The following is a 26,687-nucleotide window of genomic DNA, read 5'->3' on the forward strand; positions in this document are numbered from 1 at the left end:
GAACCAGACGGGTCGCACGGCGCCGAACGGCGTGCGGTGGACGGGCCGGGTCGACCACTCGACGGGGTCCGCGGCGCGTACGTGATGCGGTCCCAGCCGGGGTCGGCGGCGTCCACGACCGCACGGCACACCCGCGCGACCAGGCCTGGGTCATCGCCGGGCGGTCTGGGAGGCGACCCGCGTGCGGCGGGTGCCCCGGCGGTACGTGCTGACGGCGGGCGAGTCGACCCAGAACCGCCAGGGCACGTCGACCGCCACGGCCACGCCGACGCGGGGGCCGGTGCGGATGTCGGAGGCGTTCACGGGCGGCCCGGCGAGCAGCCGCACGGACGCGTCGGACTCGGTCAGGTTCACGCCGTTGTGGGCGCGGTCCAGGCCGAGGACGGTGGTGAGCCGGGCCGGTCCCTTGGCCAGCTCGGCGACGCTGCGGGCGGCCGGGCGGCGGCTCTGCGCCAGGGGCGTGCCCTCGACCACCTCGCCCGCGCGCAGCAGCACGGCGCCCGGCACGCCGTCCGTGGACGACACGACGTTGGCGCAGAAGTGCATGCCGTAGACGAAGTACACGTAGAGGCGGCCGGCGGGGCCGAACATCACGTCGTTGCGCGGCGTGCGGCCGCGGTAGCAGTGGGACGCCGGGTCGTCGCCGCCCCGGTACGCCTCGACCTCCACGATCCGCACGCCCACCACGCCGTCGGGGGTGGTGGACTCGATGACGCTGCCGAGCAGGAGCCGCGCGGCGTCGACGGGGTCGATCGCGAGCTCCTGCTCGGTGAGCTGCCTAGGTGTTCCGGGCACCGGAGACCTTGTCGCGGAGCCGCCGCAACTGCTCGGCGACCCGGTCGGGCGCGGTGCCGCCGTGGGCGTCGCGTGACGCGATCGAACCTTCCACGGTCAACACGCTACGCACGTCCGGCGTCAGCGCGGGCGAGATCGTGGCGAACTCCTCATCGGTCAGGTCCTCCAGGCCGACGCCGCGGCCCTCGGCGACGCGGACGCACTCGCCCGCCGCCTCGTGCGCCACCCGGAACGGCACGCCCTGCCGCACCAGCCACTCGGCGATGTCCGTGGCGAGGGTGAACCCGGCGGGGGCCAGGGACGCCATGCGCTCGGTGTCGAACCGCATCGTGGAGATCATCCCGGCGAGCGCGGGCAGGAGGAGTTCGAGCTGCTCCACGGAGTCGAACAGCGGCTCCTTGTCCTCCTGGAGGTCCCGGTTGTAGGCCAGCGGCTGCGCCTTCAGCGTCGCCAGGAGGCCGGTGAGGTTGCCGATGAGCCGGCCGGACTTGCCCCTGGTCAGCTCGGCGACGTCCGGGTTCTTCTTCTGCGGCATGATCGAGCTGCCGGTGGCCCACGCGTCGTCCAGCACCGCGAAGCGGAACTCGGCGGTGGTCCAGATGATCACCTCTTCGGCGATCCGGGACAGGTCGACGCCGATCATGGCCAGGACGAACGCGATCTCGGCGGCGAAGTCGCGGGACGCGGTGCCGTCGATCGAGTTCTCCACCGGGCCGTCGAAGCCGAGCTCGGCCGCGACCGCCGCCGGGTCGAGCCCGAGCGACGAGCCGGCCAGCGCGCCGGACCCGTACGGCGACACGGCGGTGCGCCTGTCCCAGTCGCGCAGCCGGTCGACGTCCCGCAGGAGCGCCTGGCCGTGCGCGAGGAGGTGGTGCGCGAGCAGCACGGGCTGCGCGGACTGCAGGTGCGTGCGGCCGGGCATGACGGCGGTGGCGTGCGCCGTCGCCTGGTCGGCCAGGGCCTCGACGACGTCCAGCACGCCGGACGACACGCGCCGGGCGGCGTCGCGCAGCCACATGCGGAACAGCGTGGCGACCTGGTCGTTGCGGGACCGGCCGGCGCGGAGCTTGCCGCCCAGCTCGGTGCCGGCCCGCTCGATCAGGCCGCGTTCGAGCGCCGTGTGCACGTCCTCGTCGGCCAGCGTGGGGGTGAACGCCCCGGAAGCCACGTCGGCCTCCAGGGCGTCCAGCGCCGCCAGCATCCGGTCCAGCTCGTCCGCGGTGAGCAGGTCCGCGCGGTGCAGCACCCGGGCGTGCGCCCGGGAGCCCCTGATGTCGTAGGGGGCGAGCCGCCAGTCGAAGTGCGTCGACGCGGACAGCAGGGCCATCGCGTCGGCGGGTCCGCTGGCGAACCGCCCTCCCCACAGAGAGCTCACTTGCCCAGGTCCCTCTTCGCGGCGATCTTGCTCGGCAGGCCCCACAGCTGCACGAAGCCCTTGGCCAGCGTCTGGTCGAACGTGTCGCCCTCGTCGTAGGTGGCGAGGTTGAAGTCGTACAGCGACTCGTCGCTGCGCCGGCCGGTGACGACCGCCCGACCGCCGTGCAGGACCATCCGGATGTCGCCGGAGACGTGCTGCTGGGTGTTCTCGATGAAGCTGTCCAGCGCGTACTTCAGCGGCGAGAACCACAGGCCGTCGTACACCAGCTCGCCCCAGCGCTGCTCGACCTGCCGCTTGAAGCGGGCCAGGTCGCGCTCCAGCGTGACGTTCTCCAGCTCCTGGTGCGCGGTGATCAGCGCGAGCGCGCCGGGCGCCTCGTAGATCTCGCGGGACTTGATGCCGATGAGCCGGTCCTCGACCATGTCGAGCCGGCCGACGCCCTGCGCGCCCGCCCGGCGGTTCAGCTCCTGGATGGCCTGCAGCACGGTGACGGTCTCGCCGTCGATCGCGACCGGGACGCCCTTGTCGAAGGTGACGACCACCTCGTCGGCGTCGCGGGGCTCGGCCGGGTTCTGGGTGTAGGAGTAGACGTCCTCGATGGGCGCGTTCCAGATGTCCTCCAGGAACCCGGTCTCCACCGCGCGGCCCCACACGTTCTGGTCCACGGAGTAGGGCGACTTCTTCGACACGTCGATGGGCAGGTTGCGGTCCTCGGCCCAGGCGATGGCCTTCTCGCGGGTCCACGCGTAGTCGCGGACGGGCGCGATGACCTTCAGGTCGGGCGCGAGGGCGCCGATGCCGACCTCGAAGCGGACCTGGTCGTTGCCCTTGCCGGTGCAGCCGTGCGACACGGTCGTGGCGCCGTGGTACTTCGCGGCCTCGGCCAGGTGCTTGACGATCACCGGGCGGGACAGCGCCGAGACCAGCGGGTAGCGGTCCATGTAGAGGGCGTTGGCCTGGAGCGCGGGCAGGCAGTACTGGTCGGCGAACTCGTCGCGGGCGTCGGCGACGACGGCCTCGACGGCGCCGCAGTCCAGGGCCCGCTTGCGGATGGTGTCCATGTCCTCGCCGCCCTGACCGAGGTCGACGGCGACCGCCACCACCTCGGCGCCGGTCTCCTCGGCGATCCAGCCGATGGCGACGGAGGTGTCCAACCCACCGGAGTACGCGAGAACGACCCGCTCACTCATGACTTTCTCCTTGTTGTGCTTGATCCTGACCGGCGGCGAGCGCGCTCACGCGTGCTGCCAGATCCGCTCCGGTGAGCGGTTCCCTCGCCACGGCGAGGATGGTGTCGTCGCCCGCGATGGTGCCGACGATGTCGTTGAGCGCGGCCCGGTCCAGCGCGCTGGCCAGGAACTGGGCCGCGCCGGGCGGGGTGCGCAGGACGGCGAGGTTGCCGGAGTGGTCCACCGACACCAGCAGCTCGCCGAGCAGCCGGGTGAGGCGGGACGTGCCGCCCTGGACGCCGCGGACGGGGCTGCCGTCCTCGGGGATGACGTAGACGGGCGCGCCGCCGTCGGGACCGCGCAGCTTCACCGCGCCGAGCTCGTCCAGGTCGCGCGACAGCGTGGCCTGGGTGACCTCGATGCCTTCCACCGCCAGGGTCTTCGCCAGCTCCGACTGGCTGCGGATGGCGCGCTGGGCGACCAGTTCGACGATGCGGGCCTGCCGCGCGGTCCTGGTCATCGCGACTGCTCCAACAGCCAGACCAGCAGCGCCTTCTGGGCGTGGAGGCGGTTCTCGGCCTCGTCCCACACGGCGCTGTTCGGGCCGTCCAGCACCTCGTCGGTGATCTCCTGGCCGCGGTGCGCGGGCAGGCAGTGCAGCACGGTCGTCTTCACGCCGGTGGCGGCGACGAGGTCGGCGTTGAGCTGGTAGGGCCGGAACGGGCGCATCCGGTCGCGGCCGTCGTTCTCCTGCCCCATCGACGTCCACGTGTCCGTGACCAGCACGTCGGCGCCGTCCACGGCCTCGCGCGGGTCCTCGATCACGGTCACCGAGCCGCCGGTGTCCGCGGCGCGCTTGCGGGCGTCGTCGAGCACCCACGGCAGCGGCTGGAACAGCGCGGGCGCGGCGATGCGGACGTGCATGCCCGCCGTGACGCCGCCGAGCAGCATCGAGTGGGACATGTTGTTCGCGCCGTCGCCGAGGTAGGTGACGGTGAGGCCGGCCAGCCTGCCGTGCACGCGGCGGATGGTCTGGAGGTCGGCGAGGACCTGGCACGGGTGGAACTCGTCGGTCAGGGCGTTGATCACCGGCACGCGGGACGCGGACGCCATGGCCTCGATGCGCTTCTGCGCGAAGGTGCGCCACACGACCGCCTCGACGTACCCGGACAGGATGCGGGAGGTGTCCTCGATGGTCTCCTCGCGGCCGAGCTGCATGGACCGGCCGTCGATGATCACCGGGTTGCCGCCGAGCTGGGCGATGCCCACCTCGAACGACAGCCGGGTGCGGGTGGAGTTCTTCTCGAAGATCACCGCGACGGACTTCGGCCCGGCCAGGGGCTTGGACGTCATCCGGTCGTGCTTGTACCCGTCGGCGAGGTCGAGGACGTCGGCCTGCTCCTCGGGGGTCAGGTCGTCGTCACGCAGGAAGTGGCGCACCATCACGACTCCTCGGGCGGGGGCAGGAACGACGGGAGGTCCGCCACCAGGCGGTGGGCATCGGACTCGGCGAGCACCAGCGGCGGCGCGAGCCGGATCACGTCGGGCTGGATCGGGTTGATCAGATAACCGGCCTGCTGCGCGGCCGCCGCGGCCTTCGCCGAGACCGCCTCGCGCAGCGTGATCCCGAGCAGCAGGCCGGCGCCCCGCACACCGGAGATGAGCGGGTGGTTCAGCGCCTCCACCCCGGCCGCGATCTCCTTGCCGACGGCGGAGGCGTGCTCCAGCAGGCCGTCGGCGGCGATGGTGTCCAGCACCGCGAGCGCGGCCGCGCAGCACACCGGGTTGCCGCCGAACGTGGTGCCGTGCTGGCCGGGCTGGAACAGGTCCTTGGCCGGGCCGATCGCGATGCACGCGCCCAGCGGCAGGCCGCCGCCGAGGCCCTTGGCCAGCGTGATGACGTCCGGCACGATCCCGACCTGGTGGAACGCGAACCACGTGCCCAGGCGGCCGATGCCGGTCTGCACCTCGTCGAGTACCAGCAGGGCGCCGTGCTCGGCGGTGATGCGGCGGGCGGCCTGGAGGTAGCCCTCGGGCGGCACGACCACGCCGTTCTCGCCCTGGATCGGCTCCACGACGAACGCGGCGGTGTCGTCGTCGATCGCGGCTTCGAGGGCCGCCACGTCGCCGAACGGGATGTGCACGACGCCGGGCACCAGCGGCTCGAACGGCTCGCGCTTCGCGGGCTGGCCGGTCAGCGCCAGGGCGCCCATCGTGCGGCCGTGGAACCCGCCGTCGGTCGCGACGACCTTCGTGCGGCCGGTGCGGCGGCTCAGCTTGAACGCGGCCTCGTTGGCCTCGGCGCCGGAGTTGCAGAACAGCACCCGGCCGTCGCCGTCCACACCGGACAGGTCGAGCAGGCGTTCGGCGAGCTTCAGCGCGGGCTCGTTGATGTAGAGGTTGGAGGTGTGGCCGATCTTGCCGATCTGCTCGGTCACCGCGGCGACGATCGCCGGGTGCGCGTGGCCGAGCGCGTTGACCGCGATCCCGGTCAGCAGGTCGAGGTACCGGTTGCCGTCGGCGTCCCAGACGTGCGCGCCCTCGCCCCTGGTGAGGGTCAGGCCGGGCGTGCCGTAGTTGTTCATCATCGCGGCTTGCCACCGCTGCTGGTCGCTCATGCCTCGTCCGCCCCAGTTCGCTCGCCGGCCACCGTCTCGGTGACCATCGTTCCGACACCCTCGGAGGTGAAGACCTCCAGCAGGACCGAGTGCGCGAGCCTGCCGTCGATCACGTGCGCCTCGGGGACGCCGCCGCGCACCGCGCGCAGGCAGGCCTCCATCTTCGGCACCATGCCGCTGTCCAGGTCCGGCAGCATCTTCTCCAGCCGCTCGGCGTCCACCTGGTGCAGCAGCGAGCCCTTGTCCGGCCAGTCCGCGTACAGGCCCTCGACGTCGGTCAGCACGACCAGCTTCTCGGCCTTCAGCGCCACCGCCACCGCGCCGGCCGCCGTGTCCGCGTTGACGTTGTGCACCACGCCCTCCGCGTCCGGCGCGACGGTGGACACGACCGGGATGCGGCCCGCCCGCACGATGTCCAGCACCGCGTCCGGGTTGACGTCGACGATGTCGCCGACCAGGCCGATGTCGACCGGCGCGCCGTCCACGATGGCCGGTCGGCGCGCGGCGGTGAGCAGGTGGGCGTCCTCGCCGGACAGGCCCACCGCGTACGGGCCGTGCTCGTTGATCAGGCCGACCAGCTCGCGCTGGACCTGGCCCACCAGCACCATGCGGACGACGTCCATCGCCTCGGGCGTGGTGACGCGCAGGCCGCCGCGGAACTCGCTCTCGATGCCGAGCCGCTTGAGCATGGCCGCGATCTGCGGACCGCCGCCGTGCACCACGACCGGGTGCAGGCCGGCGAGCTTCAGGAACACCATGTCCTGGGCGAACGCGCGCTTCAGCTCGTCGTCCACCATGGCGTTGCCGCCGTACTTGACGACCACGGTCGCGCCCCGGAAGCGCTGCAGCCACGGCAGCGCCTCGATCAGGACCTCGGCCTTGCGGTGCGCGTTCACGAGCTGTACGCGCTGTTCTCTTCGACGTAGGCGTGGGACAGGTCCGTGGTGAGGACGGTGGCCGTGCCGTCGCCGAGGTTCAGGTCCACGACGATCTCGACGTCCCGGCCGGACAGGTCGGCCTCGCTGCGGTCGGCGGCCTTGTGGCCGTCCGCGAACAGCGTCACGCCGTTGATCGCGATGCCGAGCTTGTGCTGGTCCACGGTGGCCTGCGCGCGGCCGACGGCCATCGCGATCCGGCCCCAGTTGGGGTCGGAGCCGAACAGGGCGGTCTTGACCAGGTTGTCCTCGGCGACGGTCTTCGCGACCACGACCGCCTCGGCTTCGCTGAGCGCGCCGTTGACCGTGATGGAGACCTCCTTGGTGACGCCCTCCGCGTCCCCTTGGAGCTGCTTGACCAGGTCGTGCGCCACGGCGGTGAGGACCTCGGCGAAGTCGGCGGCGGCAGGCGTGACGCCGGACGCGCCGGACGCGAGGACGAGGACGGTGTCGTTGGTGGACGTGCCGCCGTCCACGTCGAGCCGGTCGTAGGTCTTGGCGGTGACGCCGCGCAGGGCCGCGTCGAGGGCGTCGCCGTCGACCACCGCGTCGGTGGTGATGACGCTGAGCATGGTGGCCATGTTCGGGTTGAGCATCCCCGCGCCCTTGACGAACCCGCCCACGGACCACCCGTCCGGGTGACTCGCCCAGGACTGCTTGGGGTGCGTGTCGGTCGTCATCACGGCGGTCGCGGCGTTCAGCCCGGCCTGGTCGGTGCCGTCGAGCTCCTGGGCCGCCTTCTCGACGCCCGCCTTCAGGTTGTCCATCGGCAGGCGCTCGCCGATGAGGCCGGTGGAGCACACGGCGACCTCGATCGCGCCGACGCCCAGCACCTCGGCGACCTTCTCGGCGGTGGCGTGGGTGTCCTGGAAGCCCTCGGGGCCGGTGCACGCGTTCGCGCCGCCGGAGTTCAGCACGACCGCGTGGAGCTTGCGCTCCTTCAGCACCTGCTGCGACCACAGGACGGGCGCGGCCTTCACCTGGTTGGTGGTGAAGACGCCTGCGGCGGCCTGGCCGGGGCCCTCGTTGACGACGAGCGCCAGGTCCGGCGCGCCGGACTCCTTGATGCCGGCGGCGACACCCGCGGCCTTGAAGCCCTTCGGTCCGGTCACGCCCCTGGTGCGATCGGGCGCGGACGTCCCGCGGTGCGCGGTCGGTGCGGCTCCCACAGTGGACGGGCCGTCGGTATTGAGGTTCACGGTGCGACTCCCACGGTGGACAGGCCGGTGGTCTCCGGCAGGCCGAGTGCCAGGTTCATGCACTGCACCGCGGCGCCCGCGGTGCCCTTCGCGAGGTTGTCGATGGCGGCGACCACGACCAGCCGGTTCACGTCCCGGTCGACCGCGACCTGGAGCTGGACGGCGTTCGAGCCGAGCACCGCGCCCGTGGTCGGCCAGTGGCCTTCCGGCAGCAGGTGCACGAACGGCTCGTCGGCGTAGGCCTTCTCGTAGACGGCGCGGACGTCCTCGTCGGCGTCCTTCAGGGTCGCCGAGCAGGTGGCGAGGATGCCGCGCGGCAGCGGGGCGAGGACCGGGGTGAACGACACCTTGACCGGCCCGTCGGCCACCTTGGACAGGTTCTGGGCGATCTCCGGGGTGTGCCGGTGCGCGCCGCCGACGCCGTAGGCGCTGAGCGAACCCATGACCTCGGAGCCGAGGAGGTTCGGCTTGAGCGACTTGCCCGCGCCGGACGTGCCGGAGACGGCGACCACGGTGACCTCCGGCTCGACCAGCCCCATCGCGGGGGCCAGGGCCAGGGAGGACACGGTCGGGTAGCAGCCGGGGACGGCGACGCGGCGGGCGCCGCGCAGCTCGTCGCGCTGACCGGGCAGCTCGGGCAGGCCGTAGGGCCAGCTGCCCGCGTGCGTGCCGCCGTACCAGCGGTCCCAGGCGGCGGCGTCGGTGAGCCGGTGGTCCGCGCCGCAGTCGACGACGAGCGTGTCGTCGCCGAGCTGGGCGGCGATCTCGGCGGAGTGGCCGTGCGGCAGGGCGAGGAAGACGACGTCGTGGCCCTTGAGCGTGTCGGCGGTCGTCTCGGCCAGGACGCGGTCGGCCAGCGGCAGGAGGTGCGGCTGGTGCGCCAGCAGCCGGGACCCCGCGTTGCCGCCGGCGGTGAGCGCGCCGATCTCCACGTCGGGGTGCCCGAGCAGGAGCCGGAGCACCTCGCCCCCGGCGTACCCGCTGGCGCCCGCGACCGCGATCCGTACCGTCATGCGGATAAGTATGCACGGCTGTGCAAACTCACTCAACTCAATTCGGGCGCCTCCACGTCGTGAGTCCGAAGGTTCGTGCGGGCGGGTCGAGCGCGAGCGGGTTGCCCGGCCGCACCGCGACCGGCTCCGGACCGGGGTCGAACCCCGCTCGGCGCATGTGCGCGGACAACGTCGGCGTCCGGCCACGGCCCCTACCGTCCGGGTCCTGTCACAAAACGTAGCCGGCCGCCGGAGTGGTGCGGGAGCCTTCAGGGCAGTGGCGAACTACTCAGCGTGACTGCGAGGAGCGTGTCGATGACCGACCGGCTGCGGGCCGTGATCTTCGACTGGCGGGGGACGTTGGTGCTCTCGCCCACCTTCCGGGGGTGGGTGGCGGAGGCGTTGCGGCGGATCGGGCGCGACGTCGGGCAGGTCGCCGAGGTGGTGTCGCGCCTGGACGTGCGGCGGTTGGACGTGCCGGGCATGGACGCGGACGCCGACGTGCACCGGGAGGCGTGCTACGCGGCGTTCCGGGCGGCCGGGTTCGACGAGGAGCTGGCCGACTCGCTGTACGCGGTGGAGGCCGACCCGGCGTTCAACCCGTTCGCGCTGGACGCCGCGCCGACGTTGCGGGAGCTGCGCGCGCACGGCGTGCGGATCGGGGTGCTGAGCGACATCCACTTCGACATCCGGCCGGCGTTCGCGGACCTGCCCGTCGACTCGTTCGTGCTGTCCTTCGAGCACGGCGTGGTGAAGCCCGACCCGGCGATCTTCCGGCTGGCGCTGGACGAGCTGGGCACCGAGCCCGGCGAGACGCTGATGGTCGGCGACCGGTCCACGCACGACGGCGCGGGCGTGGAGGCGGGCCTGCCGACGCTGCTCGTCCCGCCGCTGCGGGACATCCGCGAGGCACGCCTCCACCTCGTCACCAATCTAATGGTTGTAACGCCATCCAACCGTTAGGTACGGTCGGCGGCATGATCCCCCAGGTGTTCCACCGGCACGTGGACGTCGACGGCGTCCGGGTCTTCTACCGCGAAGCGGGCCCGGCCGCCGCGCCCACGCTCCTGCTCCTGCACGGCTTCCCCAGCGCGTCGCACCAGTTCCGCCGGCTGATCGACGCGCTCGGCGGCCGCTTCCACCTCGTCGCGCCCGACTACCCCGGCTTCGGGCACAGCGGCGACCTCGACGGGCGGCACACGTTCGACCGGCTCGCGGACACCGTCGAGGGGTTCGTCGACGCGCTCGGCCTGCGGAGGTTCGCCCTCTACGCGTTCGACTTCGGCGGCCCGGTCGGGTTCCGGCTCGCCGTGCGGCGGCCCGAGCTCGTCACCGGCCTGGTCGTGCAGAACGCCAACGCCTACGTCGACGGCCTGTCCGACGCGGCCCGCGCGTTCATCGCCAACGACGACCGCGCCGTGGCCGCGGGGTTCATGACCCTCGCGGCCACGCGCGGCCAGTACGAGGACGGCGTCACCGACCCGGCGCTGGTGTCCCCCGACGGCTGGACCCTCGACCAGCACTTCCTCGACCTGCCCGGCCGGGCGGACATCCAGGTGGACCTCGCCCTCGACTACCGCTCCAACGTCGACCGGTACCCCGAGTGGCAGGAGTGGCTGCGCACGGCCCAGCCGCCGACGCTCGTCGTGTGGGGCCGCGGCGACGCGATCTTCACCGAGGACGGCGCGAAGGCGTACCTGCGCGACGTGCCCGACGCCGAACTGCACCTGTTCGACACCGGGCACTTCGCGCTGGAGGAGTGCCTGCCCGAGATCGCGCCGCTGGTCGCCGCGTTCCTCGACCGCCTCGGCGCGGACGCCCAGGAGTCGCGGACGCCTAGGAGTTGAAGCGCTCCAGCGCGCGGATCTTGTTCGTGGCGTCCAGCGCGGCCACCTTGTACGCCTCGGACAGCGTCGGGTAGTTGAAGACGGTGTCCACCAGGTAGTCCACCGTGCCGCCGCACGCCATGACGGCCTGCCCGATGTGGACGAGGTCGGTCGCGCCGGTGCCGAACAGGTGCACGCCGAGGAGCTTGCGGTCCGCAGTGGACACCAGCAGCTTCAGCATGCCGTAGGCGTCGCCGACGATCGAGCCGCGCGCCAGCTCCCGGTACCGCGCCAGGCCCACCTCGTACGGCACGGCGGACGACGTCAGCTCGGCCTCCGTGGCGCCGCAGTACGAGATCTCGGGGATCGTGTAGATCCCGATCGGCTGGAGCGCGGACAGCTCCCGCGCCTGCTCGCCGAACGCGTGGTAGGCGGCGAGGCGGCCCTGGTCCATCGACGTGGCGGCCAGCGCCGGGAAGCCGATCACGTCGCCGACCGCGTAGATGTGCTCGACGGGCGTGCGGTAGTGCTCGTCCACGGACAGCCGGCCGCGGTGGTCGGCCTCCAGGCCCGCGTTGTGCAGGTCCAGCGCCTCGGTGTTGCCCTGCCGGCCCGCCGAGTACATCACCGCGGCGGCCGGGATGCGCTTGCCGCTGGCCAGCGTCGTCACCGTGCCGGTCTCGGACACGTCGACGTTGACGACCTTCTCGCCGAACCGGAACGTCACGGCCAGGTCGCGCAGGTGGAACTTCAGCGACTCCACGATCTCCGGGTCGCAGAAGTCGAGCATCCGGTCCCGCTGCTCGACCACCGTCACCCGGCTGCCCAGCGCGGCGAACATGGACGCGTACTCGATGCCGATCACGCCCGCGCCCACCACGACCAGCGACGACGGGATCTCCTCCAGCGCCAGCACCTCGTCCGAGTCGAGCACCCGCTCCTCGTCGAAGTCCACCTGGTCGGGCCGGGCGGGACGGGTGCCGGTGGCGATCACGACCTTCTCGGCGGTGACGGCGTGGTGCTCGCCCCGGTGCGCGCCCTGCACGGCCACCGTGTGCGGGTCGAGGAACCTCGCCGTGCCGGTCAGCAGGTCGACCTGGTTGCGGTGCAGCTGGGCGCGCACCACCTGCACCTCGCGGCCGATCACGTGCTGCGCCCGGGACAGCAGGTCGGAGATCGTGATGTCCTCCTTGACCCGGTAGCTCGCGCCGTAGAGGTCGCGCTGGCTCATGCCGGTCAGGTACATCACCGCCTCGCGCAGCGTCTTCGACGGGATCGTGCCCGTGTTGACGCACACGCCGCCCACCATGTCCGGCCGGTCCACGATCGCGACCCGCTTGCCGAGCTTGGCGCCCGCGATGGCGGCCTTCTGCCCGCCGGGGCCCGACCCGATCACCACGAGGTCGTAGTCGTACTCGCTCATGACGGAAGCGTCGCACACCCCGGCGTCCTACGGTGGCGTCGTGAACGGACTCGCGGAGTCGATCCGGCGGGCGCTGACCGCGGCCGCCGACCCGGCCAGGGCGCCGGAGATGCGGCGGTACATGAAGTCGGACATGCCGTTCCTCGGCGTGCCGAAACCGGTGCGCGCGCGGGTGCTGCGCGACGTGTTCGCGGCCCACCCGCCCGCGTCGCGCGAGGAGTGGGTGGCGGCGGTGCTGGACGTGTGGCGCGGCGCGGAGTTCCGGGAGGAGCGGTACGCGGCGCTCGACCTGGCCGGCCGGCACCCGGAGTGGCAGGGCGCCGACCTCGTGCCGCTGTACGACGAGCTGGTCGTCACCGGCGCGTGGTGGGACTACGTGGACGAGATCGCGGCCCGCCGGATCGGCCCGCTGCTGCGCGCGTTCCCGGCCGAGCTGACGCCGGTCGTGCGGGCGTGGGCGCGCGACGGCGACCGGTGGCGGCGGCGCGTGGCGGTGATCTGCCAGCTCGGGTCCAAAGGCGACACCGACCTGGACCTGCTGCGGGACGTCATCGAGGCCAACCTCGCCGACCCGGACTTCTTCCTGCGCAAGGGCATCGGCTGGGCGCTGCGGCAGCACTCCCGCGTGGACCCCGGCTGGGTGCGGGCGTTCGTCGACGACCACCCCGACCTGTCGGCCCTGTCCCGGCGCGAGGCCCTCAAGCACCTCTGACCGCGGGCACGGGTCAGGCGCGCGCCGCCCGGCCCGAGTACGTCAACGGGAACACCAGGTCCTTGCACGCGTCCGGCACGTCGTGCGCGATCTGCACGACCATCTCGACGTCCACCGACCCGGCCGGCGGGATGGTGACCGGCTCCGGCATCGGCTCCACCGTCAGCACGCCCGACGGGCACTCCGGCACGCGGTTCTGCGCCTCGTCCAGCGGCTGCCCCGGCACGGCCTGCAGCGTCAGCACCACGATGTCCACGGTGTTCGGGTTCGACAGGCGCACCAGCCGCGCGCCCTCGCTGCCCGGCGTCAACTCGACCGCGCCGCCGGAGATGTCGTCGATCCCGAACGGCTCGATGTCGGCCACCCCGGCCTCGCCGCCGCTCACCGAGTACGCCATGGCCGGGTAATCCGGCTCGGGCCAGGTCAGGTGCATGGCGGCCACCACGGCGGCACCCACGCCGAGGATGGTCATGGCGACGGCGACTTCCATCCGCGGGCCCAAGCTGCGCATGAGGCAACCCCACTCGATTGCTGCTCCAGGCGGTGGGTTCGCCGCTAGCTCCCCGTCGGACCGGCGACCAGACTCGCCCGGCGGTTCATCGCTTCGCCCCTCGGCCCAGCGGGCCGCGAACCCAATCTTGGAGAACGTTCAACCTGCGCGCAAGGACCAAGCCGGCCCGGAAAAAGAGGTCTTTGGACCCCTTGACACGCATTGTCACGAGCCCTGATCAGGGCGTTCGCACTATCTCGGCTTACGACGGATTCACCCGTGCGGCGTAGTCCTGGACCCGCACCAATGCGGGTCCAGGACCGTCCGACAACCTGGCGAGCCGTCCGTCAGCCGCGCAGGACCGCGCCGAAGCGCTCCGCCGCGGCGGCCACGGCCGCGTCACGCGCCGCCGTCGCCTCCTCCACCGTCAGCGTGCGGTCCGGCGCCCGGAAGCGCAGCGAGTACGCCAGCGACCGCTTGCCCTCGCCCACCTGGTCACCGGTGTAGACGTCGAACAGCCGGATGTCCTCCAGCAACGCCCCACCGCCGCCGCGCAGCACCCGCGCCACCTGCTCCGCGGGCACCTCCACGGGCACGACCACGGCCACGTCCAGCAGCACCGGCGGGTACGCGGACACGACCGGCGCGGGCCGGTTGTCGGTCAGCGGCAGCGCGTCGAGGTCCAGCTCCATCGCCACGGTCCGCTTCGGCAGCCCCAGCGCCTCCACCACCTTCGGGTGAAGTTCACCGGCGTGGCCGACGGGCCAGTCGCCGACCCGCAGCTCCGCGCAGCGGCCGGGGTGCCACGGCGCCAGGTCCGACGCCACCACGGTCAGCTCGACGCCGTACGCCTGGCCGACCAGCCGCGCGGCCTGCACCGCGTCCGCCCAGTCCGCCTGCCGGCCCTTGCCCCACCAGCCGGCGTGCTCGCGGTGGCCCGCCAGCACGGCCGCCACGTGCACCGGCTGCTGCGGCAGCGCCGCCAGCAGCGACGCCACCTGCGCGTCCGAGGGCCGCTCGCCCACGCCGACGTCCGGCACGGGCACCTGCTGCGTGCGCGGCAACGTCACCTGCGCGACCGTGTAGACCGCGAGGTCCTTCTGGCCGCGCGCCAGGTTCCGCTGCACCGACTCCAGCAGCCCCGGCACCAGCGTCGTGGCCAGCGCGTGCTTGTCCGCGTCCAGCGGGTTGAGCACGCTCACGGTGTTCCGCCGCACGTCGTCCGCGGGCAGCCCCAGCGCGTCGAACACCGACGGCGAGACGAACGGGAACGGCTTGACCTCGACGAACCCGTTCTCGGCCAGCGCGCGCGACACCGTGCGGCGACGGCGCTGCTGCTCGGTCAGGCCGCGGCCGGCGGGCGCGGGCGGCAGCGTGGACGGGATCGTGTCGTACCCCTCCAGCCGCAGCACCTCCTCCACCAGGTCCGCGGGCTGGGTGAGGTCCGCGCGCCACGTCGGCGGCACCGCGGTGACCATGGTCGCGCCGTCGTCGCCCGTGGTGACCTCGACCTGGCAGCCGATCTGGCCCAGCCGTCGCGCCGTGACGCCCCGCGCGTAGCGGACGCCCGCCACCCGGTCGGGCAGGTCGATCGGCATGGACACCGGGGTCGGCAGGGTCGGCGCGCCCACGTCCGTGCGGCCGGGCTTGATGCTGCCGTCGCCGAACATGTCCAGCAGCCGGGCCGCGCGCTCCAGGGCGACCGGCGGCAACGCCGGGTCCACGGTGCGCTCGAACCGCTTCGCCGCCTCGCTGGGCAGCTTGTGCCGCCGCACCGTGCGGGCGATCGTCGCCGGGTCCCAGACCGCCGCCTCCAGCAGGATGTCCGAGCTGGTCGGGGCCACCTCGGTGCTCGCGCCGCCCATCACGCCGGCCAGCGAGACCACGCCGCTGTCGTCGGCGATCACGATGTCGTCCGGGTCGAGCACGCGGACCTGCTCGTCGAGCGTGGTCAGCTTCTCCCCGGCCTTCGCGCGCCGCACCACCAGGCCGCCCGTCACCGACGACGCGTCGAACGCGTGCAGCGGCTGCCCCAGTTCCAGCATCACGTAGTTCGTGACGTCCACGGGCAGCGAGATCGACCGGATGCCCGCCAGCATCAGCCGCCGGCGCATCCACCACGGCGTCGGCGCGGTCGGGTCGACACCGCTGACGCGGCGCGCCACGAACCGGGAGCACGCCGACGGGTCCTCGATGTGGACGGGCAGCACCTCGCCCTCGCCCTCGGGCACCTCGGCCGTGCCGGGGTCGCGGTAGGGCACGTCGAACGCGCAGGCGATCTCCCGCGCCAGGCCGCGCACCGAGAACGCGTAGCCGCGGTCCGGGGTGGGCGCGACCTCGATCACGGTGTCGCCGAGGCCGAGCAGCTCCAGCGCGTCGTCACCGGGCTGCGCGGTGCCGCTGGGCAGCACCATGATCCCCGCGTGGTCGTCGCCGAGGCCCAGCTCGCGGGCCGAGCAGATCATGCCGTTGCTGGTCTTGCCGTACGTCTTTCGGGCGGAGATCGTGAAGTCGCCGGGCAGCACCGCGCCGGGCAGCGCCACCACGACGGTGTCGCCCTCCTGGAAGTTCGACGCGCCGCAGACGATGCCGTTGACCTGGTCCGGGCCGACCTCGACCTGGCAGTAGCGGATCGGCTTCTTGAACCCGGTCAGCTCCTCGATCTCGACCACGCGGCCCGCGACGAGCGGACCCGTGACCGAGTCGAGCTTCTGCACGTCCTCGACCTCGATGCCGATGCGCACGAAGGCCTCGGCGAGCTGGTCCGGCGTGGGGAGCTCGGCGAACTCGAGGTTCTCGACCAGCCAGGTAACCGGAATGCGCACCGGTCAGGCCTCCGTTCCGAATGGCTGGGTGAAGCGGACATCGCCTTCGACCATGTCGCGCATGTCGGGCAGGCCGTTGCGGAACTGGAGCGTGCGCTCCAGGCCCATGCCGAACGCGAACCCGGAGTAGACGTCCGGGTCGACGCCGCAGTTGCGCAGCACGTGGGGGTTGACCATGCCGCAGCCGCCCCACTCGACCCAGCCCGCGCCGCCCTTCTTCTGCGGGAACCACACGTCCACCTCGGCGGACGGCTCCGTGAACGGGAAGAAGCTCGGCCGCAGGCGCGTCCGGGAGTCCTCGCCGAACATGGCGCGGGCGAACGCGTCGAGCGTGCCCTTCAGGTGCGCCATGGTGAGGCCCTTGTCCACGGCCAGGCCCTCGACCTGGTGGAAGACGGGGGTGTGCGTGGCGTCCAGCTCGTCGGTGCGGAACGTGCGGCCGGGGCACACCACGTACACGGGCGGCTCGCGGTCCAGCAGCGTGCGGGCCTGCACCGGGCTGGTGTGCGTGCGGAGCACCAGGCCCGAGTCGGCGGGCGCCACGTAGAACGTGTCCTGCATGGTGCGCGCCGGGTGGTCCTTGCGGAAGTTCAACGCGTCGAAGTTGAACCACTCGGTCTCCAGCTCGGGGCCCTCGGCGACCTCGTAGCCCATGGCCACGAACACGTCGGCGATGCGTTCCGCGAGCGTGGAGATCGGGTGCCGCGCGCCGCGCGGGAAGCGGTCCCACGGCAACGTGACGTCGACCGTCTCGTCCCGCAGCACCCGCTCGTCGCGTTCCGCCTGCAACCGGGCGCGGCGCTCCTCGAACGCGGTCTTGACCGCGTTCTGCGCCTCGTTCACCCGCTTGCCCGCGTCGGCCTTCGCGGCCGGCGGCAGCGCGCCGATCTCGCGGCGGGCCAGCAGGACCGGCGAGCGGTCGCCCAGGTGGCTCGGCTTCACGGCGGCGAGCTCGTCGAGGTCGGCCGCCTTCGCGAACGCCTCACGAGCCTGCTCGACCGCCGCGTCGAGCGCTTCCGGGGAGAGCGCCGCGACCTGCTTGGGGTCGTACGGGTCGTTGGCTCCGGACATGGTTGGTGGACAGCTCCCGTCACGGACAACTGGTGGTCAGCCCTCCGCACGGCATGCGGAGCGGCGGACCGATCCTAGGTGATCGGGGGAACGACGGCCCCACCGCCGCCCGCCGCGGGGCGCGCTGCGTGACATCGCCCTCACCTGCGGCCACCGTGCCGATGTCCGGTCGGTCGGGCGCGGGCGCCCTTCGGCGTCGCGCCGCCGTCCACCGGGTGGGTCGGGAATGGCTTCGCGTGGCCGGAGAAAGCGCGGGATGAACTGCGGGTGGGCGGCGGGGTGAGCGGGCCGGGAGGAACGCCGCGGCGGCTTGGCGATTCGGGACCGTTCGGCGGCCCACAGCCATGCTTCGCAGCCGTCCCCGCCAAGCGGCCACAGGTGGCCGGACCGGCGGCCGAACAGGCGTCCACCGTCGGAATTGTCGGTGGGCCGTGGCAGTCTTGACCATGCGAGCCGGACCCCGGCGGGCGATCGCGGGCGATCAGCGAAAAACCGGGTCACAGGCCGCCGTGCCGACCTTAGAATCGTCCGTCCCCGTGACCTTTACCCGAGGTGAACCCCAGTCCCATGGCACACACCTTCGGTGTCGACCTGCGCGGGATCATCGACCTGCTCAGCCACCACCTCTACAGCAGCCCCCGCGTCTACGCGCGCGAGCTGCTGCAGAACGCGGTGGACGCGATCACCGCCCGCCGCGCCCTCCAACCGGACGCGCCGGGCGAGATCGTGATCGAGCCGGTCGGGTCCTCCGGCGGCACCCTCCGCATCTCCGACACCGGCATCGGCCTCACCGAGCGCGAAGTGCACGACCTGCTCTCCACGCTCGGCCGCACGTCCAAGCGCGACGACCTCGGGTTCGCCCGCCAGGGCTTCCTGGGCCAGTTCGGCGTGGGCCTGCTGTCGGCGTTCCTGGTCGCCGACCGCATCCGGCTGGTCAGCCGGTCCGCGAAGGGCGGCCCCGCGGTGCGGTGGACCGCCGACGCGGCCGGCAACTACGAGGTGGAGGTCGACGACGACGCGCGCGCCGCGATCGGCACCACCATCGAGCTCGTCCCCCACCGCGACTCCGAGCACTGGCTGGAACGGGACGTGGTGCGCGCGCTCGTCACCGAGTACGGCGAGGCGCTGCCCGTCACGGTCCGGATCGGCGACGAGGTCGTCACGAGCGGCGCGCTGCCGTGGGCCGAGGACCCGGTGGCGTACGGCGAGAAGGTGCTGGGCGTGGCGCCGTTCGACGCGATCCCGGTCGAGGTGCCGACGGTGGGCCTGACCGGCGTCGCGTACGTGCTGCCGCGCGGCGTGCACCCCGGCGCCCGCCAGTCGCACCGCGTCTACCTGAAGCGGATGCTCGTCGGCGACGCCATCGAGGGACTGCTGCCGGAGTGGGCGTACTTCGTGCGCTGCGTGGTCGACTCGTCGTCGCTGCGCCCCACGGCCAGCCGCGAGGCCCTCTACCAGGACGAGACGCTGCTCGCCGTGCGCGAGGAGCTGGGCAGGCAGGTCCGCGACTGGCTGGTCCGGCTCGACGCGACGGACCCGGACCGCACCCGCGCCCTGCTGGACGCGCACCACCTGGGCATCAAGTCGCTGGCCCGGGTGGACGACGAGATGCTGCGGCTGGTCGAGCGGTGGCTGCCGTTCGAGACCACCGACGGCCCGCAGTCGCTGCGCCAGTTCCGGCGCAAGCACGGCATCCTCGCGCACGTGCCGGACGTGGACGAGTTCCGGCAGCTCGCGCCGGTCGCCCACGCCCAGGGCATGGGCCTGGTCAACGCGGGCTACGCCTACGACGTGGAGATCATGGAGCGGCTGGTCGCGCTGGACGGCCCGACGGCGGCGCGGCGGGTCGCGCCGAGCGAGGTGCTGGCCGCCCTCGGCGACCCGGACCCGGAGCTGGAGCGCGCGCTGCGGGAACGCCTGGCGCTCGCGGCGGACGTGCTGGACCGGCACGACTGCGAGGCCGTGCCGCGCGACTTCGACCCCGGTTCGCTGCCCGCGCTGCTGGTCACGAACGTCGAGGCGGAGCGCAAGCGGGACGCGCAGCAGGCCGGCGAGCAGGCCGACCCGCTGTGGGCGGAGCTGCTGGGCAGCCTGGTCGAGTCGTCGTCGGGCGCGGCGCAGCGGCTCGTCCTCAACTGCCGCAACCCGCTGGTCCTCAAGCTGGCGCAGCTGACCGACCCGGCGCTCGTCGAGCTGACCGTGGAGTCGCTGTACGTGCACGCCCTGCTGCAGGCGCGGCGGCCGATGCGACCGAAGGACACCGCGGCGCTGAACCGCTCGTTCCTCGAACTGCTGGACCGCGCCGTGGGTGGTCGAAAGGGATGATGCCGCGATGAACGAGGACAAGGACGCCGCCGAGCGCCAGTTCGTGGAGGCGTACCACATGCCGGAGGGCATGGCGCGGCACGAGGCGCTGGAGCGCGCCGCGCGGGCCGCGGACGCCGTCGACCACCTGCCGCTCGCGGTGAGCTGCCGGATCGCGCTGATCCGCTCGGCGTACGACCTGGGCCGGTACGACCTGATGCTCGCGCCGTTCGCGTGGTGCGGCACGGCCGAGCAGCGCGACCCCACGGCGTTCGACGAGTGGGAGACGCACAGCTTCGACTGGGCGCACAAGTGGATCGTCGGCGGCCTGATCGCGGACCCGAGGTTCACGCTGGAGCAGATCGGCTCGTTCGTGGACCAGCTGGCGGCGCGCTACCAGCGGCTCGGGTACTCGATGCAGCCGGTGTACGGCGCGCGGGCCGACCTGGCCGCGCACGTCGGCGACGACGAGGCGTACCGGCGGCACTTCGCGCGGTACATGGCGGTGGACCGCGGTCCGATGAGCGACTGCGAGGCGTGCGTCGTCGAGGAGCAAGCGGGGCACCTGATCCGGCAGGGCAGGCACGCCGAGGCGGTCGCGCACGCCGAGCACCAGCTGGAGCAGGAGACGGGCTGCGCGACCCAGCCGCAGGGCATCCTGACGACGTTGACGCCCGCGTTCGTGGCGCTCGGCGACGTGGACCGGGCGCGGCAGGCGCACGTGGTGGCGTACCGGCTGGTGCGCGACGACCTGGTCGGCGGCTACCTCGACGACCACCTGGAGTTCTGCGCGACGTCCGGCAACGTGGGCCGTGGCGTCGACCTGCTGCGCGGCCACCTGCACCGGGTGCACCACTCGACCAGCCCGTCGCGGGCCATGCACTTCGCCGCGGGCGCCGCGCTGCTGCTGAGCCGCGTGTCACCGGACGAGCGGTTCGCCGTGCCGCGGGACGGGCGGACGACAGTGATGTCCGCGCCGGAGCTGCGGGCGCTGCTGGAGGCGCAGGCGTTGGAGATCGCGGCCCGGTTCGACCGGCGCAACGGCAGCACCGCGGTGAGCACCCGGATCCGGCAGACGTTGGCCGCGCCGGACACGATCCCGGTCCCGCTGGCCGTGCCGCTCCCGTCTCCCCCGGCGCCCGCGGTCGAGGAGGAGCCGGTGGTGGTCGCGGACCCGGTGGAGCTGGCGCAGCGGATGTGCGCGGCGTTCGACCGGGGCGAGTTCATCGTCGGGATGCGCCTGCTGCGGTCGCTGCCCGAGGACCTCGACCCGTTGCTGCCCGAGTCGCTCGGCGCCCTGGTGGCGGCGCGGCGGGCGACAGTCAGCGGGCACTCGCGGCCGCGGGCGGACGTGCTGGCGGACCTCGACGCGGCGATCGAGCGGCTGGTCGCGTGCGGGAAGCACGACCTGGCCAACCGGTACCGGGCCCGTGGCGCGGGGCTGCGCGCGGAGGAGGAAGGGCCGGCGGCGTGCGTCGAGGTGGTCCGGACGTGCCTGGCCGAGGCCGAGGCGACCGGCACCGCGTACACGCGCGTGCTGACGCGGTTGCTGCTGGCGGACCTGCTCGCCGACGTGGACGAGACCGACGAGCAGGGCGTGCTGACCGGTGAGGCGTTGGAGCTGGCCCGTGCCGAGGTGCCGGAGCTGGTGACGCGGGCGCGGTCCGACCGGGCGCAGTACCTGGCGACGGTCGGGCAGATGGACGAGGCGCACGCCGAGGTCGTGGACGTGCTCGCCACCGACCCGCCCGCTTCCGTGCGGTTCGACGCGCTGCGCCTGCTGCTGAAGATCCAGACCGTGCGCGGTGACGCGGAGGACGCCGTCCGCACGGCCGCCGAGTTCGTCGCCGCGTTCAGCACGCCGCGCGGGCCGTGGACGGCGGAGACGCACCGGCAGCGCGTGGCGTCGCTCGAACGGCTGGGGCTGGAGGCGGAGCACCTGGTCGAACTGCGTGAGGCCGTCAGCGCCGGTCACGACGTCGGCGTGCCGGACGACGTGGCGAAGGCGTGCTACGCGCTGGCCGGCGGCTACCTGAAGGCGGGCAGGCTCGTGGAAGCCGCCGAGGCGCTGGAGGAAGCCGTCCGCGTGATCGAGGGCGGCGAGGTCGACCCCGACGCCGTCGTCCCCGTCCGCTACCGGCTGGGCCAGGTGTGCGCGCGGCTGGACGAGACCGAGGCCGCCCGGCGGCACCTGGAGGTCGCGCTGGGCCTGGTCCCGGCCGACGAGCCGTGGCGGCGCGCGATGGTGCTGGAGGTGCTGGCGGGCGTGCTGCGGCGGCTGGACCGGCAGCCCGAGGCGGCGTCCGCCTACCAGGGCGCCGCGGCGGCGTGGCAGGAGGTGTCGGAGTTCGCCGAGGCGGCGGGTTCGCTGGTCGAGGCGGCCGCCGCCCTGCCGAACGACGAGGCCGCGGAATGCGCCGCCACCCTCACCGCGGCCGAGGAACTGCTGCCGTCCGTGGAAGACCACGACCACCGGGTTCACCTGACGGCGCGGATCGCCGCGATCCGGGCGTTCCTGCACATCCAGGCGGGCGAGCACGCGGCGGCCGTGGAGCAGAACGGCATCGCCGAGGAACTGGCCGCCCAGCTCGGTGACACCGACTGGCAGATGTTCCTCGTGATGCGCGGCGCGAAGTTCCTGCTCGAGTCCGGCGACGCGGTCAACGCCGAAGCGGAGGCCCGCCGCGCGGCCACCCTGATCGCTGACGACACACCGCCCCAGATCCTCGGCGACACCGCCAACGTCCTCGAAGAAGCCCTGAGAGCGCAGGACAAGCCCACCTCGACGGACCCGGTCCTCCGTGCCCTGACCAGCCGCTTGGAGTCCTGACCGCGCGGTCTGTGCTGGGGCGCGCCGCGCGCCCCAGCACACACCGCCCATGTCAACCAAGATCACCACATCGTGCGAACCGTCGGTCCAGCTAGAACCAAATCGCACTTCGCGCGTCGCCTTGAACAGAACGGAAGCCGGCCAAGGCCCCACCTGCGCAGGCCCCGACACACGCGGTGAGCGTGTGGTCAGCCACGCCGGAGCGGTCAGACGCGCCGGGCCGAGGTCGGTACCCGGCGGTGTGGCAGGTGAGGCGCGCGCGGCGGCGAGGTGGGGGTCTGGGCCACCGCGGGCTGGGGCCGCCGAGGCGAACCGGGAGGCTGGAGAAGGCCGTCGGGCAGGGGAGGCCGTCGGGCAGGGGAGGCCGTCGGGCCGGGGAGGCCGGGGAGCCCGTCGGGCCGGTCAGGCTCGTTGGGCTCGGGCGGAGGCGTAGAGGCAGACCGCGGCGGCCGTGGCGAGGTTGAGGCTTTCGGCGCCGCCGTAGATCGGGACCTTCAGGGCGGTGTCGAGGGTGGCCACCACGTGGTCGGGGAGGCCGTGGGCCTCGCTGCCGAAGACCCACGCGGTGGGGGTGGTCAGGTCTCCCCGGAGGTCGGCGGTGACCAGGTCTTCCTCCGCGTAGCCGTCGGCGGCGACCAGGCGCAGGCCCGCCTCGCGGCAGGCGGCGAACACCTCGTCGGCGTCCCGCACCCGCGCGATGGGCAGGTGGAACACGCTGCCGGTGGACGCGCGCACGCACTTGCCGTTGTGCGGGTCGACCGTGTCCCCCGCGAAGATCACCGCGTCGACACCGGCCGCGTCGGCGACCCGTGCCACGGTGCCCGCGTTACCGGGGTCCGCGACGCCGTGCAGCACGGCGACCAGCCGCACGCCGGGCGTGAGCGCGGCCTTCAGCGGCACGTCCACCAACGAGCACACGGCGACGAGACCCTGCGGCGTGACGGTCTCCGACAACGACGCGGCGGCCTTGTCGGTCACCGAGCTGACCGGCACGCCAGCGTCGACGGCGTCGCGCACCAACTCGGGGTTCCGCGAGGCGGCGGCGGGGGTGACGAAGAGGTCGTGGACGCGGCCCCGGCCGGCGGCGGCCCACGCCAGTGCCTCGCGCACCGCCTGCGCGCCCTCGGCGAGGAAGCGCTCGGCCCGGTCACGGCCGGCGCGCCTGGTCAGCCTCCTAGCTGCAACGACCCGGGGAGTCCGTTCGGTGAACGGAGCATCCCCGGGTCGCGGTGCGCGGCGGTCGTCCGCGCTCAGGCCTTGTCCTCGACGGGCGCGTTCACGTCGCTGGGCAGCGCGGCGCGAGCGGCCTCGACCAGGGCGGCGAAAGCGCCGGGGTCGCTGACGGCGAGCTCGGCCAGGATCTTGCGGTCGACCTCGATCTCGGCGAGCCGCAGGCCCTGGATGAAGCGGTTGTACGTCATGCCGTTGGCGCGGACACCGGCGTTGATGCGCTGGATCCACAGCTTCCGGAAGTCACCCTTGCGGGCGCGACGGTCCCGGTAGGCGTAGTTGAGCGAGTGGAGCACCTGCTCCTTGGCCTTGCGGTACAGCCTCGAACGCTGGCCGCGGTAGCCGCTGGCGAGCTCAAGGGTGGTACGGCGCTTCTTCTGGGCGTTCACTGCCCTTTTGACGCGTGCCACGGGTCCATCCTGTCGATCTCGTGGGGCCGGTGGAGGGCCCCGGTGTTCAAGGGGGTGAAGGTCTCGGTCCTCGGAGGGTCAGACGCTCGAGGGTCGGACGCTCAGAGGCCGAGCAGCTTCTTCAGCCGCGGCACGTCGTTCTTGGCGACCTCGGTCGTGCCGGAGAGGCGGCGGGTCAGCTTGCTGGACTTCTTCTCCAGCAGGTGGCGCTTGCCGGCCTTCTCGCGGACGAGCTTGCCGCTGCCGGTGACCTTCACTCGCTTGGAGGTCCCGCTGTGGCTCTTGTTCTTGGGCATTTCCGTCCTCAGTCTCGTGCAGCCACCGGGGTTGGGGGCGGCCATGCTTGCTCCCGGCCCGGGGGCCGGGAGATCACTCCTCGACAGACTCCGCCGTCGCCTCGTCGGCGCCGTCGTGCTTGATCGGGCGGGTCTTCGTGGTCTTGTGCGGGGCCAGCACCATGATCATGTTGCGGCCGTCCTGCTTCGGGTTGGACTCGACGAACCCCAGCTCCGCGACGTCCTCGGCGAGCCGCTGCAACAGTCGGTAACCCAGCTCCGGCCGGGACTGCTCACGGCCCCGGAACATGATGGTCACCTTGACCTTGTTCCCGTGCGACAGGAAGCGGGCCACGTGGCCCTTCTTCGTCAGGTAGTCGTGCGGGTCGATCTTCGGCCGGAGCTTCTGCTCCTTGATGACCGTCAGCTGCTGGTTGCGGCGTGACTCGCGTGCCTTCTGCGCGCTCTCGTACTTGAACTTGCCGTAGTCCATGAGCTTGCAGACGGGCGGCCGAGCCTGCGCGGCGACCTCGACGAGGTCGAGGTCCGATTCCTGGGCGAGTCGGAGCGCGTCCTCGATGCGAACGATCCCGACCTGCTCGCCGTTCGGCCCGACCAGACGAACCTCGGGCACGCGGATGCGGTCGTTGATGCGCGGCTCGGTGCTCGCGGGAGCACCTCGGTTCGAGGGACTTGTCATTCACGTCCTTTGTGACTCGTTGTGCGCCAAAGACAAGAGGCCCCACACCTGCCCGGTGTGAGGCCCGCTTCCGACCGATCGCACAACGAAGGGCGCAGTCCACCCCTCGAGGGACCGGACCCGGCCACCTGCACGAAGCGGCAGACGCGGGTGGGAGCGGGGCTCCACTTGCCGTCCCCACGGTGCGGGGACTGGTCGCGCGGAGAATACTAGCAGACGGCCTTGTCAACCCCCGAATCGGCGACCCGGACGGGGTGGTTGCGAGAATGGCTCCCGTGACCGACCTGCCTTCGAACAACGTCCGCGACCTGTCCGATGTTCCCAGCGTCGAGGTGATCAGCAAGGCGGCGCTCATGCTGCTCTCCTCCGCCGCCGAACGCCTCGGGCTGGCCGACGAGGACCCCGACACGAGCCCCCGCCGCGACCTCGACGAGGCGCGCCGGCTCATCACCGCGCTGGCCGGCCTGGTCACGGCGTCGGTGGAGTACCTCGGCCCGCACGCGGGGCCGCTGCGCGAGGGCCTGCAGTCCGTGCAGCGGGCGTTCCGCGAGGCGTCGGCGTACCCGGACGAGCCGGGCCAGGGCCCGGGCGAGAAGTACACCGGCCCCGTCTACTGACGGGCCCGGACGCACGGGTCGGGCCTCCGCGGACCCCGCGCACGGCGAGTCCGCGAGGCCACGGCCTGTGACGGCGAGCCTGTGAGGTCACCGGCCGTGACGGCGAGCCCGCGAGGTCACGGCCCGCGGAGGCCAAGCCCGCGGGGTCGCGGGTGTGAGCCCGACCTGTGAGGTCACCGGCCGTGAGGCCGAGCCCGCGAGGTCACGCCCTGACGCCGGCGGCCCGCAGCCGTCGGGCGGCCAGGGCGCTGATGACCTCGGGGTCCTGCCGGCGCCAGCCCTCGGCCGGGTCGCCGGGGAACGTCGCCAGGTCGCGCAGCGACAGCGTCGTCAACGCGTGCAGCGCGAGCAGGTCGAGACGGCCCTGGTCGCGCAGGCGCCTGACGACGGTGGCCTGCCGGGCGTACCTGATCCGCAGCGGCAGCCACGTGAGCAGCAGGAACGCCAGCGGCAGGACGATCAGGGCGACGGTGAGCCACAGGGCGGTGGACTCGACCGCCTCGATCTGGGCGCCACCGGCGTCGGTCAGCGTGCCGCCGGCGGACTTGCCGCGGTCGAGCGCGTCGGCGAGCTTCCCGCCGACCAGCGGCACGTCGCGGGCCTTGGCGGCGACGTCGCCGAAGGTGTCGGAGAGGGCGTTGCCCGCGTCGACGAGCCCGTCGCCGGGCGCGCGCAGCGTGCGGACCGCCTCCCCCACCGCGAGGGCGAGGGTCACCCAGAACCACGTCCAGGCGACCGCGACGAGGTCGGCCACCACCTGCCGCGCCAGTCGGGTCGGACGATCCGCGTACCACTTCATGGGGTGTGGTCTTACCAGGCGCGGGTCACGGGAAACCGACGTGATCGGCATCGCCGCGACCGCGGGGTCTCGATTGGGCGCCCGGCCAC

At 72.9% G+C, this 26,687-nt stretch carries 24 protein-coding genes; 6 read left to right on the forward strand and 18 right to left on the reverse strand.

Going from position 1 to position 26,687, the window contains the following annotated elements:
- Nucleotides 1–150 precede the first annotated feature (150 nt).
- From ACRAKH_RS25370 to argC, 9 genes are all read right to left on the reverse strand, one after another.
- A complete protein-coding gene (locus tag ACRAKH_RS25370; RefSeq protein ID WP_380723875.1) occupies nt 151–795 on the reverse strand; it encodes a DNA-3-methyladenine glycosylase in 645 nt (214 codons plus the stop codon).
- Entirely contained in the window at nt 779–2,122 is a 1,344-nt protein-coding gene (gene argH / locus ACRAKH_RS25375; RefSeq protein ID WP_380723895.1) for an argininosuccinate lyase, read from the reverse strand. Before argH ends, ACRAKH_RS25370 begins: the two co-directional genes overlap by 17 nt.
- A 44-nt stretch (nt 2,123–2,166) precedes the next feature.
- On the reverse strand, nt 2,167–3,363 hold the full coding sequence (locus ACRAKH_RS25380) for an argininosuccinate synthase (RefSeq protein WP_380723876.1): 1,197 nt from the start codon (nt 3,361–3,363) through the stop codon (nt 2,167–2,169).
- A complete protein-coding gene (locus ACRAKH_RS25385; protein WP_380723877.1) occupies nt 3,356–3,862 on the reverse strand; it encodes an arginine repressor in 507 nt (168 codons plus the stop codon). The genes ACRAKH_RS25380 and ACRAKH_RS25385 overlap by 8 nt, the downstream gene beginning before the upstream one ends.
- Nucleotides 3,859–4,785: an ornithine carbamoyltransferase gene (gene argF, locus ACRAKH_RS25390; RefSeq protein ID WP_380723878.1), complete on the reverse strand. Its 927-nt coding sequence runs from the start codon at nt 4,783–4,785 to the stop codon at nt 3,859–3,861. The genes ACRAKH_RS25385 and argF overlap by 4 nt, the downstream gene beginning before the upstream one ends.
- Nucleotides 4,785–5,960, reverse strand: coding sequence for an acetylornithine transaminase (locus ACRAKH_RS25395; protein WP_380723879.1), 1,176 nt, complete (start codon nt 5,958–5,960; stop codon nt 4,785–4,787). Before ACRAKH_RS25395 ends, argF begins: the two co-directional genes overlap by 1 nt.
- A complete protein-coding gene (gene argB, locus ACRAKH_RS25400) occupies nt 5,957–6,856 on the reverse strand; it encodes an acetylglutamate kinase (RefSeq protein WP_380723880.1) in 900 nt (299 codons plus the stop codon). The genes ACRAKH_RS25395 and argB overlap by 4 nt, the downstream gene beginning before the upstream one ends.
- The gene (argJ, locus tag ACRAKH_RS25405) at nt 6,853–8,007 is read right to left on the reverse strand and encodes a bifunctional glutamate N-acetyltransferase/amino-acid acetyltransferase ArgJ (protein WP_380723896.1); all 1,155 of its coding nucleotides are present in this window, start codon (nt 8,005–8,007) and stop codon (nt 6,853–6,855) included. The genes argB and argJ overlap by 4 nt, the downstream gene beginning before the upstream one ends.
- An 83-nt stretch (nt 8,008–8,090) precedes the next feature.
- Nucleotides 8,091–9,107: an N-acetyl-gamma-glutamyl-phosphate reductase gene (gene argC, locus ACRAKH_RS25410; protein WP_380723881.1), complete on the reverse strand. Its 1,017-nt coding sequence runs from the start codon at nt 9,105–9,107 to the stop codon at nt 8,091–8,093.
- Nucleotides 9,108–9,401: 294 nt separating this feature from the next.
- Here argC and ACRAKH_RS25415 point away from each other — a divergent pair, with 294 nt between their 5' ends.
- Both ACRAKH_RS25415 and ACRAKH_RS25420 read left to right on the forward strand, forming a co-directional pair.
- Nucleotides 9,402–10,049, forward strand: a complete 648-nt coding sequence (locus ACRAKH_RS25415) for an HAD family hydrolase (protein WP_380723882.1) — start codon at nt 9,402–9,404, stop codon at nt 10,047–10,049.
- Between the two features lie 14 nt (nt 10,050–10,063).
- Complete coding sequence (locus ACRAKH_RS25420) at nt 10,064–10,933, forward strand: alpha/beta fold hydrolase (protein ID WP_380723883.1); 870 nt, start codon at nt 10,064–10,066, stop codon at nt 10,931–10,933.
- Here ACRAKH_RS25420 and sthA read toward each other — a convergent pair.
- Nucleotides 10,923–12,335, reverse strand: a complete 1,413-nt coding sequence (gene sthA / locus ACRAKH_RS25425; protein WP_380723884.1) for a Si-specific NAD(P)(+) transhydrogenase — start codon at nt 12,333–12,335, stop codon at nt 10,923–10,925. The genes ACRAKH_RS25420 and sthA overlap by 11 nt on opposite strands.
- Here sthA and ACRAKH_RS25430 point away from each other — a divergent pair.
- On the forward strand, nt 12,334–13,047 hold the full coding sequence (locus tag ACRAKH_RS25430) for a DNA alkylation repair protein (RefSeq protein ID WP_380723885.1): 714 nt from the start codon (nt 12,334–12,336) through the stop codon (nt 13,045–13,047). The two genes, sthA and ACRAKH_RS25430, sit on opposite strands and share 2 nt — an antisense overlap.
- A 13-nt stretch (nt 13,048–13,060) precedes the next feature.
- On the opposite strand, the gene ACRAKH_RS25435 is transcribed toward ACRAKH_RS25430, so the two are convergent.
- The 3 genes from ACRAKH_RS25435 to pheS all read right to left on the reverse strand — a co-directional run bounded on the left by ACRAKH_RS25435 (nt 13,061) and on the right by pheS (nt 17,433).
- Nucleotides 13,061–13,558 (reverse strand): hypothetical protein, encoded by a 498-nt coding sequence (locus tag ACRAKH_RS25435; RefSeq protein WP_380723886.1) that lies wholly within the window; start codon nt 13,556–13,558, stop codon nt 13,061–13,063.
- A gap of 326 nt (nt 13,559–13,884) precedes the next feature.
- Nucleotides 13,885–16,362 (reverse strand): phenylalanine--tRNA ligase subunit beta, encoded by a 2,478-nt coding sequence (pheT, locus tag ACRAKH_RS25440; protein ID WP_380723887.1) that lies wholly within the window; start codon nt 16,360–16,362, stop codon nt 13,885–13,887.
- A 3-nt stretch (nt 16,363–16,365) separates the two neighbouring features.
- Nucleotides 16,366–17,433 carry a phenylalanine--tRNA ligase subunit alpha gene (gene pheS, locus ACRAKH_RS25445; RefSeq protein ID WP_380723888.1) on the reverse strand — a complete coding sequence of 356 codons (1,068 nt, stop codon included), beginning with the start codon at nt 17,431–17,433 and terminating at the stop codon, nt 16,366–16,368.
- Between the two features lie 567 nt (nt 17,434–18,000).
- Here pheS and ACRAKH_RS25450 point away from each other — a divergent pair.
- Nucleotides 18,001–19,758 (forward strand): HSP90 family protein, encoded by a 1,758-nt coding sequence (locus ACRAKH_RS25450; RefSeq protein ID WP_380723889.1) that lies wholly within the window; start codon nt 18,001–18,003, stop codon nt 19,756–19,758.
- A 7-nt stretch (nt 19,759–19,765) separates the two neighbouring features.
- Nucleotides 19,766–22,567: a hypothetical protein gene (locus ACRAKH_RS25455; protein WP_380723890.1), complete on the forward strand. Its 2,802-nt coding sequence runs from the start codon at nt 19,766–19,768 to the stop codon at nt 22,565–22,567.
- 402 nt (nt 22,568–22,969) lie between these two features.
- On the opposite strand, the gene ACRAKH_RS25460 is transcribed toward ACRAKH_RS25455, so the two are convergent.
- The 4 genes from ACRAKH_RS25460 to infC all read right to left on the reverse strand — a co-directional run bounded on the left by ACRAKH_RS25460 (nt 22,970) and on the right by infC (nt 25,182).
- Nucleotides 22,970–23,821, reverse strand: a complete 852-nt coding sequence (locus ACRAKH_RS25460; protein ID WP_380723897.1) for a TrmH family RNA methyltransferase — start codon at nt 23,819–23,821, stop codon at nt 22,970–22,972.
- On the reverse strand, nt 23,818–24,207 hold the full coding sequence (gene rplT, locus ACRAKH_RS25465) for a 50S ribosomal protein L20 (RefSeq protein ID WP_380723891.1): 390 nt from the start codon (nt 24,205–24,207) through the stop codon (nt 23,818–23,820). Before rplT ends, ACRAKH_RS25460 begins: the two co-directional genes overlap by 4 nt.
- 101 nt (nt 24,208–24,308) lie before the next feature.
- Nucleotides 24,309–24,503, reverse strand: a complete 195-nt coding sequence (rpmI, locus tag ACRAKH_RS25470; protein WP_053722438.1) for a 50S ribosomal protein L35 — start codon at nt 24,501–24,503, stop codon at nt 24,309–24,311.
- A 73-nt stretch (nt 24,504–24,576) separates the two neighbouring features.
- The gene (gene infC / locus ACRAKH_RS25475) at nt 24,577–25,182 is read right to left on the reverse strand and encodes a translation initiation factor IF-3 (RefSeq protein WP_380723892.1); all 606 of its coding nucleotides are present in this window, start codon (nt 25,180–25,182) and stop codon (nt 24,577–24,579) included.
- A gap of 266 nt (nt 25,183–25,448) precedes the next feature.
- Between infC and ACRAKH_RS25480 the strand changes: the two genes are divergently transcribed.
- Nucleotides 25,449–25,799, forward strand: a complete 351-nt coding sequence (locus ACRAKH_RS25480) for a DUF1844 domain-containing protein (RefSeq protein WP_380723893.1) — start codon at nt 25,449–25,451, stop codon at nt 25,797–25,799.
- Between the two features lie 202 nt (nt 25,800–26,001).
- On the opposite strand, the gene ACRAKH_RS25485 is transcribed toward ACRAKH_RS25480, so the two are convergent.
- On the reverse strand, nt 26,002–26,598 hold the full coding sequence (locus tag ACRAKH_RS25485; RefSeq protein ID WP_380723894.1) for a hypothetical protein: 597 nt from the start codon (nt 26,596–26,598) through the stop codon (nt 26,002–26,004).
- Nucleotides 26,599–26,687: the final 89 nt, after the last annotated feature.

It is taken from the genome of Saccharothrix hoggarensis, assembly GCF_052936025.1.